Origin of the sequence: Acinetobacter sp. YH1901141, assembly GCF_013416935.1 — a bacterium.
GTDB classification, from domain to species: Bacteria; Pseudomonadota; Gammaproteobacteria; order Pseudomonadales; family Moraxellaceae; genus Acinetobacter; species Acinetobacter towneri.
On record NZ_VPEY01000005.1, the window covers coordinates 101710 to 120766 of the forward strand.

General features: G+C 42.3%; 16 protein-coding genes and 2 tRNA genes. 7 read left to right on the top strand and 11 right to left on the bottom strand.

Annotation, left to right across the window (positions count from 1 at the left end):
• Positions 1-22 precede the first annotated feature (22 nt).
• The 10 genes from FTV52_RS04795 to FTV52_RS04840 form a co-directional block, all read right to left on the bottom strand.
• The gene (locus tag FTV52_RS04795; RefSeq protein WP_179990115.1) at positions 23-448 is read right to left on the bottom strand and encodes a DUF3887 domain-containing protein; all 426 of its coding nucleotides are present in this window, start codon (positions 446-448) and stop codon (positions 23-25) included.
• 80 nt (positions 449-528) lie between these two features.
• Positions 529-3492 (bottom strand): DNA gyrase subunit A, encoded by a 2964-nt coding sequence (gene gyrA / locus FTV52_RS04800; RefSeq protein ID WP_179990117.1) that lies wholly within the window; start codon positions 3490-3492, stop codon positions 529-531.
• Positions 3493-3895: 403 nt separating this feature from the next.
• A complete protein-coding gene (locus FTV52_RS04805; RefSeq protein WP_179990119.1) occupies positions 3896-4828 on the bottom strand; it encodes an electron transfer flavoprotein subunit alpha/FixB family protein in 933 nt (310 codons plus the stop codon).
• Positions 4829-4846: 18 nt separating this feature from the next.
• On the bottom strand, positions 4847-5596 hold the full coding sequence (locus FTV52_RS04810; RefSeq protein ID WP_179990121.1) for an electron transfer flavoprotein subunit beta/FixA family protein: 750 nt from the start codon (positions 5594-5596) through the stop codon (positions 4847-4849).
• A gap of 546 nt (positions 5597-6142) precedes the next feature.
• Positions 6143-6514, bottom strand: coding sequence for a hypothetical protein (locus FTV52_RS04815; protein WP_179990122.1), 372 nt, complete (start codon positions 6512-6514; stop codon positions 6143-6145).
• A gap of 282 nt (positions 6515-6796) precedes the next feature.
• On the bottom strand, positions 6797-7711 hold the full coding sequence (xerA, locus tag FTV52_RS04820; RefSeq protein WP_179990124.1) for a site-specific tyrosine recombinase/integron integrase: 915 nt from the start codon (positions 7709-7711) through the stop codon (positions 6797-6799).
• On the bottom strand, positions 7711-8349 hold the full coding sequence (locus tag FTV52_RS04825; protein ID WP_096900946.1) for an alpha/beta fold hydrolase: 639 nt from the start codon (positions 8347-8349) through the stop codon (positions 7711-7713). Before FTV52_RS04825 ends, xerA begins: the two co-directional genes overlap by 1 nt.
• 131 nt (positions 8350-8480) lie before the next feature.
• Positions 8481-9326 (bottom strand): diaminopimelate epimerase, encoded by an 846-nt coding sequence (gene dapF, locus FTV52_RS04830; RefSeq protein ID WP_004971880.1) that lies wholly within the window; start codon positions 9324-9326, stop codon positions 8481-8483.
• A gap of 12 nt (positions 9327-9338) precedes the next feature.
• Positions 9339-10583 carry a diaminopimelate decarboxylase gene (gene lysA, locus FTV52_RS04835; RefSeq protein WP_179990126.1) on the bottom strand — a complete coding sequence of 415 codons (1245 nt, stop codon included), beginning with the start codon at positions 10581-10583 and terminating at the stop codon, positions 9339-9341.
• 25 nt (positions 10584-10608) lie between these two features.
• Positions 10609-10848 (bottom strand): lipoprotein, encoded by a 240-nt coding sequence (locus FTV52_RS04840; RefSeq protein WP_004971884.1) that lies wholly within the window; start codon positions 10846-10848, stop codon positions 10609-10611.
• Between the two features lie 359 nt (positions 10849-11207).
• On the opposite strand from FTV52_RS04840, the gene FTV52_RS04845 reads away from it, so the two are divergent.
• The 3 genes from FTV52_RS04845 to FTV52_RS04855 all read left to right on the top strand — a co-directional run bounded on the left by FTV52_RS04845 (position 11208) and on the right by FTV52_RS04855 (position 15481).
• Positions 11208-12563: a sodium:alanine symporter family protein gene (locus FTV52_RS04845; RefSeq protein WP_179990129.1), complete on the top strand. Its 1356-nt coding sequence runs from the start codon at positions 11208-11210 to the stop codon at positions 12561-12563.
• 424 nt (positions 12564-12987) lie between these two features.
• Positions 12988-14379 (top strand): DNA repair protein RadA, encoded by a 1392-nt coding sequence (gene radA, locus FTV52_RS04850; protein ID WP_104853204.1) that lies wholly within the window; start codon positions 12988-12990, stop codon positions 14377-14379.
• A 115-nt stretch (positions 14380-14494) separates the two neighbouring features.
• A complete protein-coding gene (locus FTV52_RS04855) occupies positions 14495-15481 on the top strand; it encodes a Tim44 domain-containing protein (RefSeq protein ID WP_179990131.1) in 987 nt (328 codons plus the stop codon).
• Between the two features lie 350 nt (positions 15482-15831).
• Here the strand turns inward: FTV52_RS04855 and FTV52_RS04860 are convergent, their stop codons facing one another.
• Positions 15832-17010 carry a trypsin-like peptidase domain-containing protein gene (locus tag FTV52_RS04860; protein WP_004971893.1) on the bottom strand — a complete coding sequence of 393 codons (1179 nt, stop codon included), beginning with the start codon at positions 17008-17010 and terminating at the stop codon, positions 15832-15834.
• Positions 17011-17177: 167 nt separating this feature from the next.
• On the opposite strand from FTV52_RS04860, the gene FTV52_RS04865 reads away from it, so the two are divergent.
• The 4 genes from FTV52_RS04865 to FTV52_RS04880 all read left to right on the top strand — a co-directional run bounded on the left by FTV52_RS04865 (position 17178) and on the right by FTV52_RS04880 (position 19048).
• Positions 17178-17936 carry a Nif3-like dinuclear metal center hexameric protein gene (locus tag FTV52_RS04865; protein WP_004971895.1) on the top strand — a complete coding sequence of 253 codons (759 nt, stop codon included), beginning with the start codon at positions 17178-17180 and terminating at the stop codon, positions 17934-17936.
• A gap of 181 nt (positions 17937-18117) precedes the next feature.
• Positions 18118-18744: a superoxide dismutase gene (locus tag FTV52_RS04870; protein ID WP_026438302.1), complete on the top strand. Its 627-nt coding sequence runs from the start codon at positions 18118-18120 to the stop codon at positions 18742-18744.
• A 146-nt stretch (positions 18745-18890) separates the two neighbouring features.
• Positions 18891-18966: transfer RNA gene (locus tag FTV52_RS04875), tRNA-Asn, on the top strand.
• 6 nt (positions 18967-18972) lie between these two features.
• Positions 18973-19048, top strand: a tRNA-Asn gene (locus FTV52_RS04880).
• The last annotated feature ends 9 nt before the right edge of the window (positions 19049-19057 follow it).

Consider the following 19057-nt stretch of genomic DNA (forward strand, 5'->3'; position numbering starts at 1 on the left):
TATAGCAATGCTCCTATTCCACTTATTTACCCGATTCGCCAAAGACTTGAATATTGAAATTATGAATCTTGTTGCTACCATTCGGCTTGTCAAAACTAACATCATACTGAACCAGATTTTCTGGATAGGCAATTTCATAGCTGACCTTATATTGCCCAAGCTGATCGGTTGCTTCTTCAATCTCTTTGGTCATTAAAGTCTTAGACTTGTATTCACCTTGAGGAATTGAACGTGAAAAGCGTTTCATCAGCTTTTCATTGTCCTTAAACTGGGTTTGCAACTGCGGCTCTAACTGATCCAAAAACTCGTCATACTTCCCATCACGCAAATCCTCATAGGCTAGCTGTGCCGCCTTTTCCTGTTCAGGACTCGGATCTGGAATATTGTCCATTGAATTACAGCCACTCAATGCAACCGCTGCTGCCAACAACATTAATTTGGTTTTCATCGCTTACCCTTATGCAGTCAACGTTTATAAAAAAGGACGCCGAAGCGCCCTTTTTATCAGTAAAAAACTTATTCTTCTACTCAATTTTCACCGTCTTTTTCCACTTGCTCAGTTTCAGCAACTGCATCCGTTTCAGCCACTAAAGATTCTGCACCTTCAATCGCTTCAACAAACTCGTCTTCTTCAACAGCTTCAATCGCTTCCACACCCACCAGTGTTTCGTTTTCACCCAAGCGGATTAAACGTACACCTTGTGCATTACGACCTGTTTGCGCCACTTCAGAAGCGCGAGTACGCACTAATGTACCGCCATCAGAAATCAGCATCAGTTCTTTGCTTTCATCAATAGCAACTGCACCGACCAATTCACCATTACGTTCAGAGGTCTTAATGGCAATCACACCTTTACCACCACGTTTTTTGGTTGGGAAGTCGTCTACAGGTGTACGCTTACCATAACCATTCGCCGAAGCACACAAAACTTCGCCTGTTTCTGGTACTACGACTAGCGATACGATACGGCTGATGAGTGCTGAATCTGAACTGTCTTCATCATCGCCATCGACTTCTACATCTTCGACATCTTCAACTTGTGCTGAACCGAAGCTGACACGCATACCACGTACGCCTTTGGCCGCACGACCCATTGAACGTACATCGGTTTCAGCAAAACGAATGGCTTTACCCTCATTAGAGAACAACATAATTTGCTGTTCGCCATCGGTAATTGCAACACCAATTAAGGTATCGTCTTCATTCAATTCAATAGCACGTAAACCATTCGAGCGCACGTTACTGAATTGTTCCAATTCAACCCGTTTTACCGTACCCGATGCCGTTGCCATAAAGACATAGAAGTTTTTACGTAAGGCTTCAGCTTGTGATGCAAACTCTGCAATGATCTCGTCATCTAAATCGGTTGCAGAAAGCTCTACACCCAATTGTTTCAATTGCACACGTAATGCGTCAGATAAATCATCACCATCTGCTAATTCAGTAAAGGCAGCTTCTAATTCTGCATATTGAGCGGCAATGATCGCGTTAGTTTGCAGATGTGCCGCATTGGCTTTCACATAGCTACGGAAGTCTGCCAACCGCTCGGTAAATTTCTTCGGTGCATCAATGACAGGTAAAATCGCGGTGATGGTTTCGTTCGCATCTAACGGCAATAAGTTCACCATTGGACGACCTTTAGCACCACGCGATGCTTGCGGGACTTCAAAAACTTTCAGACGATAAACTTTACCCACATCAGTAAAGCACAACACCGTTGCGTGGTTGGACGTCACAATTAAATGCTGCACATAATCGTCTTCTTTCATCGACGTTGCAGATTTACCACGACCACCACGACGCTGTGCTGCGTAATCTGACAATGGTTGAGTTTTTGCATAACCTGTTTGTGAAACAGTCAGTACCACTTGTTCTTCTGGAATTAAATCTTCACGCGAGAAATCAATACGCGATTCTACAATTTCAGTACGACGTGCATCGCCATATTGTTGTAAAACTTGCGCTAATTCTTCACGAATCACGCCCATCAACAAATTAAAGTCATTCAGAATTGCAGTTAATTCAGCAATTTGTGCCAAAATTTCAGAATATTCCGCATGTAACTTGTCTTGTTCTAGACCTGTTAAACGATGCAAACGTAATTCTAAAATTGCGGTCACTTGCGCAGGTGATAAACGATAAACCTGACCCTCTAAACCAAATGGGCGGTTAGGATCTTCACCTTCAATTTCGTCTGGACGTACAGAAACTGAACCAGCTTTTTCTAATAATGCGACTACACCGCCTGCTGCCCATTCGCCTACCTGTAACCGCTCACGCGCTTCGGCTGGGTTGGCAGAAGATTTAATGGTTTCGATGATGGCATCAATATTGGCCAACGCGACGGTTAAGCCTTCTAAAATGTGTCCACGTTCACGTGCTTTACGCAACTCGAACATGGTACGGCGGGTCACCACTTCTTGGCGGTGACGAATAAATGCCGCAATAATATCTTTCAGGTTCATCAATTTTGGCTGACCATTGTCTAGGCAAACCATGTTGATGCTGAATGAGTTTTCTAATTGTGTATTCAAGAATAGGTTATTCACAATCACTTCAGCATTTTCACCACGCTTCAGATCAATTGCAATACGCATCCCTTCTTTATCAGACTCATCACGTAGTTCTGAAATACCTTCGAGTTTCTTCTCTTTTACCAGTTCAGCAATACGCTCAATGGTTTTGGCTTTATTGACCTGATAAGGGATTTCAGTAAAGACGATGGTGGTACGACCTGACTTTTGATCTTCTTCAAAATGATACTTACCACGAATATGTAAACGGCCTTTACCTGTACGGTAAGCATCGACAATGCCTGATTTACCGTAGATGATGCCACCTGTAGGGAAGTCCGGACCAGTAATATGTTCCATCAACCCTTCAATTGAAATATTTGGGTTGTCTGCATAAGCCAAACATGCATGCACCACTTCAGTCATGTTGTGCGGTGCCATATTGGTCGCCATACCTACAGCAATACCTGCAGCACCATTGACCAATAGGTTTGGAATACGAGTAGGCATCACTTGAGGAATACGCTCAGAGCCGTCGTAGTTATCTTCCCAATCGACAGTGTCCTTTTCTAAATCGGCCAACAGTTCATGAGTAAGTTTGCGCATACGGACTTCGGTATAACGCATGGCTGCGGCACTATCGCCATCAATCGAACCGAAGTTACCCTGACCATCGACCAATTGATAACGCAAACTGAAATCTTGCGCCATACGAACAATTGTTTCGTAAACTGCATAATCACCGTGAGGGTGATATTTACCGATGACGTCACCGACTACACGGGCAGACTTTTTGTAAGCTTTGTTGTAGTCATTGCCCAATTCGTGCATTGCGAATAGCACACGACGATGCACAGGTTTTAGACCATCTCGTACATCTGGCAGCGCACGTGACACAATCACGCTCATCGCATAGTCTAAATACGAGTGCTTGAGTTCATCCTCAATGGCAATCGGTCTAATTTCCGATACGCTCATGCATACTCCTTATTCTGCAAACAAATTTTGCTTGCATTTTATATGTCGTAAAACTTGCAAATGATTAGCCTGAAATGCAGGCTAAAAATAAAAACTAGCGAAAAATTATAGCATATACGCCTGTGTTTTTGTGCTTTAGAGATGATCTTAATCTTGTTAATTTACTTAAATTTAACGGTGATTTTTTAGGCAAAAAAATATTCACACCCAAGAAACAAAAGTGCTTCATATTTTTAAGAGTCACGTCAAAATATCTTCAACATATACTTGCTCGATATGTACCCACATATACGCTAAGTTCACATAATGTACTTAAAACCAATCACTGCATCTAAATTAAAAAAGACAATAAAAAACGCCCCCATGCAATTCACATAGAGGCGTCTTGAACTGTGCTCAGAACTTAGATTTTAGAAACCAATTCTGGAACAACAGTGTTCAAATCACCCACTAACCAGTAGTCTGCTACTGCATTAATTGGTGCTTCTTCGTCTTTGTTGATTGCAACAATCACTTTAGAGTCTTTCATACCTGCCAAGTGCTGAATCGCACCAGAGATACCTACAGCGATGTACAAATCAGGTGCAACGATTTTACCTGTTTGACCTACTTGCATGTCGTTTGGTACGAAGCCTGCATCTACTGCTGCACGTGAAGCACCTTGTGCTGCACCAAGTTTGTCTGCTAATGGATCAAGTACTTTGTGATAGTTCTCACCAGAACCTACACCACGACCACCAGAAACTACAATACGTGCTGCAGTTAATTCTGGACGCTCTGATTTCACAATTTCTTCAGACACGAACTTAGAAATACCAGCATCACCTGTCACACTCGCAGCTTCAACCGCAGCCGAACCACCTTCTGCAGCTACTGGGTCAAATGCTGTACCACGTACAGTACCCACTACAATCGCTTCTGAAGATTCTACAGTTGCAATCGCATTACCTGCATAAATTGGACGCTTGAATGTTTTTGCAGAATCTACAGCGACGATGTCTGTGATCATGCTGACATCAAGAAGTGCAGCCGCACGCGGTAAAATGTTTTTACCTGTTGTTGTAGAAGCAGCAAGGATATGGCTATAACCTTTGCCTAATTCTGCAACAAGTTTTGCTACGTTTTCAGCCAATTGGTTTGCATAAGCCGCATCGTCAGCAAGTAATACTTTGCTTACGCCTGCAACTTTAGCTGCTTGGTCTGCAACTGCTTGTGCACCAGAACCCGCAACCAATACAGTGATATCACCACCGATTTTTTGAGCTGCAGCAACAACGTTTAATGTTGCACCATTTAGTGCTTTATTGTCGTGCTCAGCGATAACTAAAATACTCATGATTTTTATCCTTCTGTATTAGATCACTTTCGCTTCGTTTTTCAATTTTTCTACAAGCTCATCTACAGATTTCACTTGTACGCCCGCTTTACGCTCAGCAGGTGCTTCAACTTTTACAGTTTTCAGCTTAGTACCTGTTGCAACGCCATAATCTGCAGGAGATTTGGTGTCTAGCGGTTTTTTACGTGCTTTCATGATGTTTGGAAGTGCCGCATAACGTGGCTCATTCAAACGTAAGTCAGTGGTGATGATTGCAGGAAGTGCAAGCTCAACAGTTTGTAAACCACCGTCAATTTCACGTGTTACCTGAACTTTGTCGCCATCTACTTTTACTTCTGAAGCAAAAGTACCCTGACCTACACCAAGTAAAGCGCCTAGCATTTGACCAACTTGGTTAGAGTCGTCATCAATAGCTTGCTTACCCAATAAAATAAGTTGTGGTTGTTCTTGTTCAACAACACCTTTTAAGATTTTAGCCACTTCAAGTGCACCAATCTCATCGGCTGTTTCAACCAAAATACCACGGTCTGCACCAAGCGCCATTGCAGAACGAATTTGTTCCTGCGCTTCTTTAGGACCAATGGATACCACTACGATTTCTGAAACAGTTCCTTTTTCTTTTAAACGAACCGCTTCTTCCACTGCGATTTCACAGAATGGGTTAATTGACATCTTAACGTTAGTTAGGTCAACTCCACTATTATCCGGCTTAACGCGAACTTTAACGTTGGCATCTACCACACGTTTTACAGCAACAAGAGCCTTCATGTAATCCTCGGCTGTTTTAGCAAAAGTAAATATTGAGAAAAGTTAATAATAACTCTTCGCTTTAAATTTTTTAGGTGTCCTATCTTGCTATGTGATCGGCATTTCGGTCAAGTCAGAATTGTCTAAACAAAGCGAAAAATGCCGAAAATAAACTGAACGATGCGTTCATACTTTTTTATTTCTAAAAATTAACAAACCAAGCGACGATTATATAAGCAATTTTAAGCTTTGATTTATATTATGTTTTTTATTTATTTCCCTCATCAACAAGATTGATTGAAATGCAATTCAAATTGAGTTCCGCCTACAATTTAAGCAAAGTTCCTTACATAAAACCCCATAATCTGACTGTCATTAAAGATAGAAAACTTTATTTTTTGCAGTATTTTTTCAGATATAAATGCTCTTTTAAAATGTGACTGCTGGTTCACAAAACTGTATTCAGCAGTTTATTGGGTATGAAATAAACAATCTGTTTTATTTTGATGGATATTTATGCGCTTTCACCACGCCACCTCCCAGATAAAGGACATAAAAAAACTCAGCTTAAACTTGCTGAGTTTCTAAAAAGTCACGGTGGATATGACTTAAATCTATCAACTCATAGGCCTGTAAATTAAAAATTTCCCAAACTGCAATAAAATCTTCTTTTACATCTATTTTACTACCAGCGGATGAGCGTGCTTGCCACTGCTGATCTGAAATCCATAAATAGCTTTGTTGCGTTTGCGGATGAATCGCCTGCATTTTACCTTCGGCATTAATACCCTGCACTAAACAATCGGCAGGTAGTTCTTGCTCGATCATCGGCAAGCTTATTTCGACAAAATGTTTCACTTGACGCAAGCCATAACCTGCAAAAATTTCTTTTTGGCTTGGGCTTAATTGTTCATATGTTTCTTGAAGATTCGAAATCATGGTTTTGCCTATCATTTGATATCCAAAGTGTTATGCAGTGGAACAAAAAATAATGTCATCCATGTCTATTATTCGTGTGACCCACTCTTTCTGCTTCTTTATACTGCATAACGCACTTTTTTATTATTCTACAATAGTTGCAATGACATCTTGGTGAAAGCGCTTTTACTTAAAGTATTAAGTACAGCACAAAGGCTTTACAACTGACTGTGAGAAAAATATTTGCAGTATGAAATAGCTATATTTTAACTTGCAAAAATAATGCCGACTTTAGGTAAAGCTTTACTTTTTACTCGCACGTGGATGTGCCTGATCATAAACTCGCGCTAACTGATCAAAATCGACATGGGTATAAATTTGCGTGGTGCTTAAATTGCTATGCCCAAGCATTTCTTGGACTGCACGTATATCCCCACTATTCGACAGCATGTGACTTGCAAAACAATGTCGCAATAAGTGCGGATGCAAATCGACATTAACGCCCGCACGCTGCGCCTGAAACTTCACCCGATTTTCAATTTGGCGTGCTTTTAAAGGTTCACCTTTTTGAGTAATAAACAATGCTGCATCGGGTACAAAATCGCCCTGCCATAAAGGGTAAATCTGCAGCCATTGCATCACCGCATCTTTGGCTTTGCGACCAAAAGGCACTATACGGGTTTTATTGCCTTTACCCGTAATGCGCAGCAATTGACGGTTAAAATCTAAATCGCGGATACGTAAACTTTGTACCTCTGCTAGGCGCAAACCACTCGAATAGAGCAATTCTAAAATCGCTTTATCGCGTCGCCACATTTGTTGTTGTACTTCAGTTTCAGGTTCAGGCTGATCCAAAATTTGATGAATCGTTTCAATATCAATCAAACCCGGCAAAGGTCGTGGCTGACGTTTTAGCTGAAAATTATCAATTGGATTAAATTGTAAATACTGCCCTTGCGCGGCCCATTTCATAAACTGACGAATCGCTGACAACATGCGCTGTAAACTGCTGCTATTTAACTGTTGCTGTTCTACTTTTTGCGCTAAATAATGGCGCAAATCTGCAGCCTCTACATCATATAAGGCAAGTTGTTGTTGCTCACAAAAGCTAAAAAAATCGTTTAAATCGCGTGCGTAGGCTTTTAACGTATGCGGTGACTGCTGTTGTATTTCTCGTTCTTTGAGCCACATCTTTAATAGTTGCTGCGGATCGTACATTAGTCACGCTCCGATTGCTGAACTGCGGCAAACTGAGATAAATAAGCAGCAATGTGTTCAGCCGCCTGATCTGCATGTGTTTCTAAAAACAAATGATCACCATCATGCACAATTTTTAATACGGCTTGTGGAAATTGTTGTTGTAAAAACTCACCTACCGCCAGTGGACTTATCGGGTCTTGATCACCCCATAACAACAAAATAGGCATGTTGATTTTAGCAAAGTCTACCGTGTAATCGGCCTTTGCCTCTACAAACCAGTCAGGATAATTTAAATCACTTGCTTGATAGTCTTGTCGCCAATCTTGCACCTGAAAACTGCTTAAATCCATGCCACCAGATGTTGCAACCAATACTAATCCTTTGACTTTTTCTGGATATTGCAACGCGGCAGCAACTGCAAAAATACCACCCATCGACTGTGCAATGATAATGCAATCATCTGGGATATTCGCCAACACATAAGCCTGCAAACTTGCAAAATCATGTACCTGTGAATGTGCAGGTTGATGATTAAATTCAGGATAAGCCACAATTTTTACAGCATTCTGCCACGGCAATTTTTCAATTTTTTCGATTAGCGGATGAAAAAATGCGGTATTGCCTGAAGCGCCAGGTAAAAAAATCAGTTGCGGCATAATGAGTAGAAGTTTTTAGAGTGACATTCAGTACAGCATACCTGATCCGTGCTGCAAGATACAAAAAAGCACCATTCGTTTTGAATAGTGCTTTTAAGTAAGATAAGAGCTGTTCATGTTAGAACGAAACATCAGCCCTGAAAATAATTTAAATCCAAACGACCGTGATAGACATTAGCAGTTGGCCCTGTCATCCACACCACATCGCCTTCACGCCATTCTATTTGCAACTTACCACCTGCCAGTTCAATTTCAACTGAATTAGACAATAAGCCACGGCGCATACCCGAAACGGCTGCAGCACATGCACCTGTACCACAAGCCAAGGTTTCACCTACGCCACGTTCAAACACACGCAAACGCGCATGTTTTTCGTCAATGATTTGCATAAAACCTGCATTGACGCGCTGTGGAAAACGCTCGTGTGATTCCACTTGTGGGCCAATACCTGCAACATCGGCAGTCAATACATCAGGCACAATGGTCACAGCATGAGGATTGCCTATGTTCACCACATCAATGGTCAATGCAGCACCATCTTTCAGCGCAATGTCATATAAGTTATCAGGCTCATCGGCAATGAATGGAATCTCATGCGGCAAGAATTTTGGATAGCCCATATTCACCCGCACCCAACCGTTTTGCCCCAATTCAGGCTCTACAATGCCTGCCTTGGTTTGCACCTTGATTTTGGTTTTGGTCGTAAGCTGACGTTCATGCACAAAACGTGCAAAACAACGCACACCATTGCCGCACTGCTCCACTTCAGAACCATCGGCATTGAAAATGCGATATTTAAAATCGACATTTGGTAAATCGGGCGGTTCCACAATCAGGAGTTGGTCAAAGCCAATCCCGAAGTGGCGGTCTGCAAGGCGTTGAATAGTCAGCGCATCCAAATACGCCCGCTGGCTGATGAGATCAACCACCATGAAATCATTGCCTAAACCATGCATTTTGGTAAATTCTAATAACATCTCGAATTCCCCTTATGGCAATAAACGCTCTCTTTCCCACAAAGATTCAATGCTTTCACGTTCACGAATTAAGTGTGCCTGATCTGCATCGACCATCACTTCGGCCGCACGACCACGAGTGTTGTAGTTAGAGCTCATCACAAAACCGTATGCACCCGCACCCATCACGGCCAAAATGTCATTTTCAGCAATCGCCAATTCACGGTCTTTACCCAAGAAATCTCCTGTTTCACAGATTGCACCCACCACATCCCATGCTTTGCTTTCAACATCGGTACGTGGAGTCACTGGCTGAATATCCATCCACGCTTCATACAATGCAGGGCGGATTAAGTCATTCATTGCTGCATCAATAATTGCAAAATTACGATGTGTGGTCGGTTTGAGTAAATCAACCTTAGTCAGCAATACACCCGCATTGGCAGAAATACTACGGCCTGGCTCCATATATACTTTAAGGCCTAACTTTTCTAAAGCTGGGCGCAAAGCATTGGCATACTCTTCAACGCTTGGTGGTGTTTCATCTTTATAGGTCACACCCAAACCACCGCCAATATCAATGTGTTTCAGTTGAATACCCATTTCTTTTAGGGTATCAATCATCACAATGACACGATCCAAAGCATCTACAAAGGGTTGTGTTTCGGTCAATTGTGAACCGATATGACAATCTATGCCGACAATATCCAAGTTTGGCAAAGACGCAGCATATTCATAGGTGCTGTACACAGAATCTGAAGGAATCCCGAATTTATTTTCTTTTAAACCTGTAGAAATATAAGGATGAGTTTTGGCATCTACATCTGGATTAACGCGTAATGAAATTGGCGCTTTCACATTCATTTGTGCCGCAACTTTTTGAATACGGTCTAATTCTGCATGTGATTCTACGTTAAAGCAGGCAATGCCCACTTCTAGTGCTTTTTGAATATCAGCTTCAGTTTTACCTAAACCTGAAAAAACAATTTTCGATGCATCACCACCTGCTTTGAGAACACGCGCCAATTCACCGCCTGTCACAATATCAAAACCTGCACCCAACTTAGCCAATACATTCAATACCGCAAGATTCGAGTTTGACTTTACCGCAAAACAAATTTGATGATCGATAAAGTGGAAAGCACGATCCATATCTAAATAATGCTTTTCAAAAGTCGCTTTTGAATAAACATAGAGTGGTGTGCCAAATTGCTGTGCGAGTTGTTGTAGCGAACATTGCTCGGCGTGCAAAACCCCTTGAATGCGGGTAAAACTCATGAATGTATCCTTTATCTAGAAAGCGTTAAGGTGTAGTCGATGTAGATGCAGCAGGTGCAGCAAACTGCTGTTGCACAGGTACGGCTGTGTCTGACGATGTTGCCGATTGCGTTGCACGTTTAGGCGCAGCATCTGGATATAACAAATATTTTGCGCGTTTGTCGTAATTTGGGTCATTGGGTAACTGTAATGTACCTGACTGACCACAACCGACCAAAACCACTGTTGTAAGCAAAACACTCATGCAGCAAATGACGGTACGCATCTGACCACCTATAAAATATTTTCGATGAAGTATAACGCGATCACTGCCGCGACCAAAGTGCTAATGCAGAGAGATTATATTGAGCTTAGTAAAAATTCTAGCTTACTTACTATTCTGCTGACATAGATTGACCTTATCAGGTCTGAAAAATTGCGACTTCTGACACAGATAAAGTCAATTTTATTTCAAGGCATCAATTGTCAAAATCTAAAAACTATGCAAAAAATATAACGTGCTTAAAACCAAGTTCTTTTAACAGGAAGTTTTAAAGACTGGCATATCACTTGCTTAATTTTTACAACTGTTCAATTACAGCCAATTTTAAGCATTTATAACACTGCGTTTATAAGAAGAAATTTATGCAAAATTTACAATCGATCATGGAAACCTTAAGCGGCTGGGTCTGGGGTCCATATATGCTCATTCTCATTGTGGGAACGGGTGTTTTCCTTACCTTCCGTTTATTGTTCTGGCAATTCCGCATGCTGCCTCTGGCTTTTAAACAAGTCTTTTGCAAACATGACAAAGCTGAAAAAGAACCTGGCGATATTTCACATTTCGCCTCACTGATGACCGCACTCTCTGCCACCATTGGTACGGGGAATATTGCGGGTGTCGCAACGGCTTGCGTCCTCGGTGGCCCGGGTGCAGTGTTTTGGATGTGGATGACTGCCCTGTTTGGTATGGCGACCAAATATGGTGAAGGTGTTTTGGCGGTTAAATACCGTATTAAAAACGAAAAAGGGCAAATGTCAGGCGGCCCAATGTACTACATTGAACGCGGACTAAAATGGAAATGGCTCGCGATTATCTTTGCCTTTTTTGGCACAGTCGCCTCGTTTGGAATTGGTAGTTCAGTACAATCCAACACCGTAGCTTTAGCAGTTGAAAATAGCTTAGGTGTAGAAACTTGGATTACTGGCGTGGTAATTACCGTATTTTCTGCATTGGTGATTTTGGGCGGAATTAGCTCGATTTCCAAAGCATCTTCGGTGATTGTTCCGATTATGGCCATTCTGTATGTTACAGGCGGTTTAATTATTATCCTGAATAATTTACACCTTGTCGTGCCTGCATTTGAGCTAATTTTCCGTGATGCCTTTACTGGTGAAGCAGTTGCGGGCGGTGCAATTGGTGCAGTAATTCGTTACGGGGTTGCACGTGGCGTATTCTCCAACGAAGCAGGTATGGGTTCTGCGCCAATTGCCGCTGCGGCAGCCAAGACCGACCACCCTGCCCGTCAAGGCTTAGTGTCTATGACAGGTACGTTTATTGACACCATTATTGTTTGTAGCATTACAGGTATTGTTTTGGTCATGGGCTTTATTATGGCCGACAATAGTTTTGGCGGTGCAACAGGTGCAGTACTTACCACACAAGTCTTTGACCAGTTATTGCCAGGCTTTGGTGGTTGGGTCGTCACTTTCGGGATCATCTTCTTCGCCTATTCCACCATTCTCGGTTGGAGCTATTATGGTGAAAAATGCTGTACTTATTTATTCGGCGAAAAATACGTGTTGATTTACCGCTTAATTTATATTGCTTCAGTGTTCATTGGCACCATCGCCACCCTAGATTTAGTCTGGTTATTTGCCGATACCTTTAATGGTTTAATGGCTGTACCAAACTTAATTGCCTTGTTGTTACTGTCTGGTGTGATTGCCAAAGAATCCAAAGACTTTATTGCGAAGCGCAAATCTGGCGAGTTGTATTAGGGTCTGTTGACAATTCGTCTATGTTTGCGGCAACGCATATTTTTTAGCTGATATAAGGCATGGGACAGGAGATTTAGTCATTCTAAATGACTGGCGCATAACGCAATAGCAGCAAAAAATATGCTTGCCCTGAAAGGCTGTGGCTAAAACTTTCTCAGATTGCGTTATGAAACTTGGTAATAGTCTCGCTATTCCCTGCGTTTCATGCCTAATCTGCTCAGTTTTAGCCTACAGCGCAAGCCATTTATGAAATGTCAACAAACCCTAAATAAACCCAATTCATTGAATTATTCCGTTCAAATCATAAATCATACAATCACCCACGTGGTTGTATGATTTTCCATGAAAAATCCAGATAACATTCATTTCGCGAACATTCCTCTGTATGCTGTAGTCAGTTTTTAATTGATGCAATGACTGGGTTATGGCAAAAGTAAAAAGTGTCTATCGTTGTGAACAATGTGGTGCAGATCATCCTAAATGGGCAGGTCAATGTTCAGAATGTGGGGAATGGAACTCACTTCATGAGGTCAGTATTGCCCCTGCGGTGACGCATCGCGCCCAACCTAAAATGGGCGGTGGCTATGCAGGACAAGCGGCCGCCATTACCACCCTCAATAAAGTGTCTGTATCGCATGAAACCCGTTTAACAACAGGCATTGGGGAATTTGACCGTGTTTTGGGTGGCGGTTTGGTTACGGGCTCTGTAGTACTGATTGGTGGTGATCCTGGTATCGGAAAATCGACCATTTTGCTACAAACTGCGACACACATGGCGGCTGCCAATAACACCGCTTTATATATCACAGGTGAAGAATCACTTTCTCAAGTGGCGTTACGCGCTCAACGCTTAGACTTACCCACCGATCAACTGAAAGTCATGGCAGAAACCTGTGTCGAACGGATTTGTGAAGTTTTGGCGCATGAACGCCCTGCGGTAGCCATTTTGGACTCGATTCAAACTTTATATACCGAAACATTGCAGTCTGCTCCAGGTGGTGTTTCACAAATTCGTGAATCAGCTGCCTTGCTGACCCGTTTTGCAAAAAATAGTGGCACTGCGCTGTTTATTGTCGGTCATGTGACCAAAGAAGGGGCTTTGGCTGGGCCGCGCGTCCTCGAACACATGGTCGATTGCGTCTTGTATTTTGAAGGACAGTCAGACTCACGCTACCGTATGATTCGAGCAGTCAAAAACCGTTTCGGTGCAGTGAATGAACTGGGCGTTTTTGGTATGACCGATAAAGGCTTACGCGAGGTTGCCAATCCATCTGCGATATTTTTAAGCCGTTATGATGAGGCAATTCCAGGTTCAATTGTCATGATTAGCCGCGAAGGAACGCGACCACTTTTAGTTGAAGTACAAGCATTGGTAGATGATGCACATGGTCAGCCTAGACGTGTGGCTTTAGGTCTGGAACAAAACCGTCTGAATATGCTATTGGCGGTGATGCATCGGCATGGTGGCGTACAAACGTCAGGGCAAGATGTGTATGTAAATGTGGTCGGCGGCTTAAAAATTACCGAAACAGGTTCAGACCTTGCTGTACTACTTGCCTGTGCTTCTAGCTTGCGTGGCAAAGCCCTGCCACAACAATTGGCAGTATTTGGTGAGGTCGGTTTATCGGGTGAAATCCGCCCAGTACCAAATGGTCAGGAACGCTTAAAAGAAGCTATTAAACACGGATTTAAATATATTATTGTGCCGCGTGGCAATGCCCCACAAAAAGCCATTGCAGGTGTGCAAATTATTGCGGTGGCGCGTTTGCATGAAGCCTTAACTGAAGCCATGAATTTAAGTGAAAACTTAGGTTAAATCCTTGGATGATATTTTTTCAGTTTCAAGAAAAAATATCATATTTATATTGAAATTCGCAGCAAATGCCTGCATAAATACACAGCTTAACTTTATTTTAATATAGGAAAATTTGATGGAAGTTCGACAGCGTGGTTTGATCGCAGCAATGCTCACAGCGACTTTATTGGTAGCTCCGTTAGCAGCAGAAGCAAAACGTGCAGGTGGCGGTAAAAGCCATGGCATGAGTCGTTCGGCTGCTCCAACTCAGTCTTACCAACAACCTCGTCAAACAACGCCAGCACAACAACCAACAACTGCACCAGCACAGCAAAAATCTGGTCCAGGCGTAGGTGGTATGGTTGCTGCAGGTGTTGCAGGTGCGGCAATTGGTGCGGTTGCTGCCAATGCCTTGGCCGATGATCAAGCTGCAAGTGCTGCCGAAGCGCAAGAGGAAAAAGGCGGTATTCCAAGCTGGATTTGGATTTTACTCGCTGCTGCTGTTGCCTTCTTCATTTTCCGTAAGATGGGCGCAAAAAAAAAACTAACGCCTAATCCGTATGCGCCAAATAGCGGTGCCAATCAGGCACCGTTTGCGCAAACACCACCTGCTGCAGCGCCACGTAACGACAATACCAATATTTTTGGTCAATCTGTTGGGGGTTCTGCCGCTTCTACCCAAGCGCCTTTTGGTCAAGCTGCCAATAATAACGCGCTATTTGGTGCAGCTTATACCAACAGTGGCAATCAATTGCCTGATGGTTCAGAGCCTGCAACCTTTTTACGTGTAGCGCGTCAGCGTTTTAACCATATTCAGTCTATGAACACAGCCAGTAATATCGCAGAAATTCAGCGTTATTTAACTCCTGATTTATATCAGTCGATGTATCAGGACATTATGGCAAACCAAGACCAAGATGTAGCAGAGTTTTCTAACTTGAATGCCATGGTGGTCGATTCTGCAACTGAAAATGGTCAATATGTCATAAGTGTACGCTTTACAGGTACAGTCAGCGAAGACCTGAACAGCTTACCGCAACCATTTACAGAAATTTGGCACTTTGTAAAACCTGCAGGCTCTAATCAAGACTGGTTAGTGGCTGGTATTCAGCAAGAGCAATAATTTCAATGGATCTAGAAAAACAGCGACTTCGGTTGCTGTTTTTTATGCCTTTCTTTATCTAAGTTGAGACCCATCATGTTTAAACAGCACGTTTAAATCTTCTAAGACATCAACACCGAATACATCCACACTTGCCACACAAAACCAAACCCTCGATTGATTAGATCTATCAAAAAGTATCATCATTCATCAATACAGTTTATTTAGCCCACCTTCTCTTTGTATCTACCCAAAGATAAATCAAATCACGTTATCCGTATCACTTTGGTTATTTCCAGTCGATCTCCATTTACTTAGCCAACAAAAAAGCCCTGCAAACGGGCAAGGCTAAATTGTTACTGTTAAATCTATTATTCAGGCAATGGAATAAATTGCTTATCGGTATTTTGAACTTTGCGCTCACCGACTGCGACTTCCAAATCTAAGGCTTCTTCACCACGTTCAACTGAAACAGTCACCGTCGTATGCGGTGCTTGTGCAGCAACATAATTAATTAAATGCGAGGTTGAAGTAATCGCTTCATCATTCACTTTTAAAATTTTGTCACCACGTTTTAAACCTGCTTCTGCTGCAGGGCCACCGCGCAGTACATCAGCAACCACTACACCGCCTTGTGCAGGTTCTAAAATGTTGTCTTGTTGCACAGGCAACAAACTAATACCTAACCAACCACGAACCACACGTCCATCTTTTAAAATCGAGTTTAAAACCTGCTGACAGACTTGTGCAGGAATTGCAAAGCCGATGCCCAATGAACCACCTGATTGCGAGAAAATTGCCGTATTTACCCCAATCAAATTCCCTGCCACATCAATCAATGCACCACCTGAGTTACCTGGATTAATTGCTGCATCGGTTTGAATGAAATCTTCATAGGTATTAATACCCAAGTCAGAACGTCCTGTCGCAGAAATAATCCCTTGAGTCACGGTTTGTCCCACACCAAATGGGTTACCAATCGCAAGTACGACATCGCCCACTTCATTGCCACTCAGTTTAAATGGCAATACAGGCAGTTTTTCTAGATCAATCTTAATGACCGCTAAGTCTGTGTCTGGGTCAGTTCCAACAACTTTTGCAACCGCACGGCGTCCATCGTGCAAAGCCACGACAATTTGTTCAGCCTGCGCGATCACATGATTATTCGTTAAAATATAACCATCTGGACGAACAATGACCCCAGACCCCAAACTGTTTTCATTTGGGCCTTGCTTAAATTGATCGGGTAACTGATTGCCAAAAAATTCACGAAATGCAGGGTCATTTAACAATGGATGATCCATTTGTTTCACTTTTTGTGTGGTAAAAATATTTACCACCGCAGGCGCTGCCACTTTAACCGCAGCGCTATACGACACCACCCCACCTGTCCGTGTTGTATCAATTAATGGTTCAACTTTCTCGGCAGGCATTTTGACCCCATCGGCAGCCACAGGCGCTTTCGGTTTTTGCAGTTGTTGCCAAGTCACAAAGCCAATAATAACCAGAATGAGTAACACCCAAGGTAACCAGGTAAAGGTCCGGCGCACGTTTTGTACCTCTAAGTAAATTTTTTTTGATGATTAAGTCATTGAATGAGCTATTGTAAAACGAAACACAAATAGAAACATAAAAAAGCCCAAGAGTTTTGTCTTGCTTTAGTTACAATACAAAATATGTTTTGATATTGGCTAAATATGAGCAATTTGAGAAAGTTATGGCGCAGCTAAAAGAAATTATTCAATGGTGTGATCAAACTTTAAATACACATGAATTTAAAGATTACGCGCCCAACGGTTTACAAATTGAAGGTAAGTCTGAAGTTCAAAAAATTTTATGTGCAGTGACTGCCTCTCAAGAGGCTATTGATGCTGCTATTGCCCAAAATGCAGACTTACTGTTGGTACATCATGGCTATTTTTGGAAAGGCGAACCTTACCCAATTACAGGCATGCGCGGTAAACGCATCAAAAGTTTAATCCAGCATGATATTTCTTTGGTGGGTTATCACTTACCGCTCGATTCACACCCAAGTCTAGGCAATAATGCTGCCATTGCTGAATGTTTGGCATTAGAAAATTTGCAAGCCCTAGACCCGAGTGAACGTCATCCTATTGGTAATATTGGTTTTTTAAAGCAAGCCATGAGCGCAACCGAATTTCGTGACTATCTCACAGCGCGTTTAGGCTTTAAAACCATTCATCTTCCTGCCGAAAAAAGTCAGATTCAAAAAGTAGGGTTCTGCACGGGTGCAGCACAAGATTTTATTGGCAAAGCGGCAGAACAAGGTTGTGATGCCTTTATTTCGGGCGAAGTCAGTGAACGCACCTATTATGAAGCCAAAGAACTAGGCGTGCATTATTATGCTTGCGGACATCACGCGACTGAGCGCTATGGTGTACAACGACTCGCAAAAGCTATTTCAGAACAGTTTAATATTGAGTATAGTTATTTTGAATTAAATAACCCAATTTAATACACCGTTTCACCCAACGATTTCACTCAAATGACATCTGTGTTTAACATAGTCTTTAGATGTATACATTCGAGTCTTATTCTGTATGGTTATTTATACCTAATGCGCAATTTGATCTCGAAATCTATTACAATAGAGCCACTTAATGTTAAAACCCAGCAAAATGCAAGGAATTGAAAACATGACAACCATTACTTTACCGGCTTTACCATACGGTTACGAAGATCTTGCTCCACACATCAGCAAAGAAACTTTAGAATTCCACCACGACAAACACCACAACACTTATGTTGTGAACCTGAACAACTTGATCGCGGGTACGGAGCTTGAAGGTAAAACTTTAGACGAAATCATCAAAGCAACTGCAGGCGATGCAGCTAAAGCTGGTGTATTCAACAACGCAGCGCAAGTTTGGAACCACACGTTCTACTGGAACTGTATGGCGAAAAACGGTGGTGGTAAAGCTACTGGTGCTTTGGCTGCTAAAATTGATGAAGCTTTCGGTTCTTACGAAAAATTTGCTGAAGAATTTGCTGCTGCTGCAACAACTCAATTCGGTTCAGGTTGGGCTTGGTTAGTAGCTGACGAAGTGAATGGCAAACTTTCTATTATGAAAACTTCAAATGCTGACACACCAATGGCGCACGGCAAAGTTGCAGTATTGACGATTGACGTTTGGGAACACGCTTACTACATCGACTTCCGTAATGCACGTCCTGTTTACATCAAAACTTTCTTAGAAAGCCTGGTAAACTGGGATTACGCAAATGCGAAATACGCAGGTCAAGATGCTGGTGTAGAAAAATAATTTCTATTTTTCTGTAGAAAAACTGCTCTTTATGGGCAGTTTTTTTATTTTTGCAGATGAAATGAATATTTATAAAGCAAACAATACATTTCTGATGATGAACGTGTTGACGACTTAAACTTTCACCCCTAAAATGCCCCACAGATTCTCCAATAGCTCAGTCGGTAGAGCGACGGACTGTTAATCCGCAGGTCCCTGGTTCGAGCCCAGGTTGGAGAGCCAATCTATTCTCCCATAGCTCAGTCGGTAGAGCGACGGACTGTTAATCCGCAGGTCCCTGGTTCGAGCCCAGGTGGGAGAGCCAAGATTCTAA

Bases quoted from the DNA above. Each gene is read 5' to 3' on its own strand.
- FTV52_RS04795 (WP_179990115.1), bottom strand. From the start codon at position 448: ATGAAAACCAAATTAATGTTGTTGGCAGCAGCGGTTGCATTGAGTGGC.
- gyrA (WP_179990117.1), bottom strand. From the start codon at position 3,492: ATGAGCGTATCGGAAATTAGACCGATTGCCATTGAGGATGAACTCAAG.
- FTV52_RS04805 (WP_179990119.1), bottom strand. From the start codon at position 4,828: ATGAGTATTTTAGTTATCGCTGAGCACGACAATAAAGCACTAAATGGT.
- FTV52_RS04810 (WP_179990121.1), bottom strand. From the start codon at position 5,596: ATGAAGGCTCTTGTTGCTGTAAAACGTGTGGTAGATGCCAACGTTAAA.
- FTV52_RS04815 (WP_179990122.1), bottom strand. From the start codon at position 6,514: ATGATTTCGAATCTTCAAGAAACATATGAACAATTAAGCCCAAGCCAA.
- xerA (WP_179990124.1), bottom strand. From the start codon at position 7,711: ATGTACGATCCGCAGCAACTATTAAAGATGTGGCTCAAAGAACGAGAA.
- FTV52_RS04825 (WP_096900946.1), bottom strand. From the start codon at position 8,349: ATGCCGCAACTGATTTTTTTACCTGGCGCTTCAGGCAATACCGCATTT.
- dapF (WP_004971880.1), bottom strand. From the start codon at position 9,326: ATGTTATTAGAATTTACCAAAATGCATGGTTTAGGCAATGATTTCATG.
- lysA (WP_179990126.1), bottom strand. From the start codon at position 10,583: ATGAGTTTTACCCGCATTCAAGGGGTTTTGCACGCCGAGCAATGTTCG.
- FTV52_RS04840 (WP_004971884.1), bottom strand. From the start codon at position 10,848: ATGCGTACCGTCATTTGCTGCATGAGTGTTTTGCTTACAACAGTGGTT.
- FTV52_RS04845 (WP_179990129.1), top strand. From the start codon at position 11,208: ATGCAAAATTTACAATCGATCATGGAAACCTTAAGCGGCTGGGTCTGG.
- radA (WP_104853204.1), top strand. From the start codon at position 12,988: ATGGCAAAAGTAAAAAGTGTCTATCGTTGTGAACAATGTGGTGCAGAT.
- FTV52_RS04855 (WP_179990131.1), top strand. From the start codon at position 14,495: ATGGAAGTTCGACAGCGTGGTTTGATCGCAGCAATGCTCACAGCGACT.
- FTV52_RS04865 (WP_004971895.1), top strand. From the start codon at position 17,178: ATGGCGCAGCTAAAAGAAATTATTCAATGGTGTGATCAAACTTTAAAT.
- FTV52_RS04870 (WP_026438302.1), top strand. From the start codon at position 18,118: ATGACAACCATTACTTTACCGGCTTTACCATACGGTTACGAAGATCTT.